1 protein-coding gene is annotated in these 1,267 nt (G+C 69.5%); it reads left to right on the top strand.

Annotated features, from left to right (window positions below; genetic code table 11):
* Positions 1-62 precede the first annotated feature (62 nt).
* Positions 63-1,267, top strand: a 1,205-nt coding sequence (locus ABEA87_RS42130) for a family 16 glycosylhydrolase (RefSeq protein WP_345639411.1), incomplete at its 3' end; no start/stop codon positions are given.

Raw genomic sequence — 1,267 nt, 5'->3', positions numbered from 1 at the left:
TGGCGGGCGGTATCCGTCATAGCGGTGGAACAGCGGCTGGGAGCTGAAGGAGAGGCGTGAAGATGGCAACAGCGTGGCATCGCCTAGCCCGAGCCTGGCGGCGCGCCAGCCTCGCCAGCCGCATCGCGGTCGGTGGCGTGGCGGCCTGCCTGGTCGTAGCGTGTGTGGCCCTGGCCGGTACCGTGTTCATGCCGACCAGGGCCGACAGCCCCGTGTCGGTGCCGCCCGCCTACCTGGCCGCCATCGAGACCGGCGCCCAGTCCTGCCCGGCGCTCACCCCGCCGAAGCTGGCCGCCCAGCTCATGGCGGCCTCCGGCTTCAATCCAGCCGCGAGGACCAGCAGCGGCGGCTCGGGCATTGCCGGGCTGACCGACACCCAGTGGAAGCAATGGACGCCCGCGCCCGACGCGGCGCGCGGCGACGCCGCCGCCAACATCCTCGCGCTGGCCCACGACACCTGCGACCTCGTCGGCCACCTCGGCGCGGCCAAGGCCGCAGGCGACCCCTGGCGCCTAGCAGTCGCCGCCTACCGGTCCGGACTCGCCCCGGTCAACGCGGCCGGCAAAGTACCCGCCGACGACACCAACTACGTCGACCAACTCGCCGACTACGCGAACTGGTATGCGCGCCAGCCCGAGTTCAGCGGCGCCGGATCAGACCCAGCCTCGACGGCGGGAAACACCGACGCGAACGCGGCAGCCGACGCCGCAGGGCAACCGGCCGGCGCCGCCAACTGGAAACTGACCTGGTCCGACGAATTCAACGGCACCGCCGGTACCGCCCCCGACGCCAACAAATGGGGCCACGACACCGGAGGTAACGGCTGGGGCAACCACGAACTGGAGTACTACACCAACAGCACCGCGAACGCCGCACTCGACGGCGCCGGCCACCTCGCGATCACCGCACGTGCCGATGACGCATCCAGCCTCGGATGCTGGTACGGGGCCTGCCGCTACACCTCCGCACGGCTACTCACCACCGGCCACTTCACCCAGCTCTACGGACGCATCTCAGCCCGCATCAAACTGCCCGAAGGCAAAGGCCTATGGCCATCGTTCTGGGCGTTAGGCGACAACATCAGCACCGCCGGCTGGCCGCAGTCAGGCGAGCTAAACGTCATGCACACATACGGCGACCAACTCACCAAGATCACGAGCGGCCTCCACGGCCCAGGCTACGACGCGTTCGCCGCCGACACAGCAACCAACGGCAACTTCGCCAACGCCTTCCACACCTTCACCGCCGACTGGTACCCCGACCACGT

This window comes from Rugosimonospora acidiphila (genome assembly GCF_039543385.1).
GTDB lineage: Bacteria > Actinomycetota > Actinomycetes > Mycobacteriales > Micromonosporaceae > Rugosimonospora > Rugosimonospora acidiphila.
Note: the sequence above shows the minus strand (reverse complement) of the source record. Positions and strands in the feature narration are given on the sequence as shown.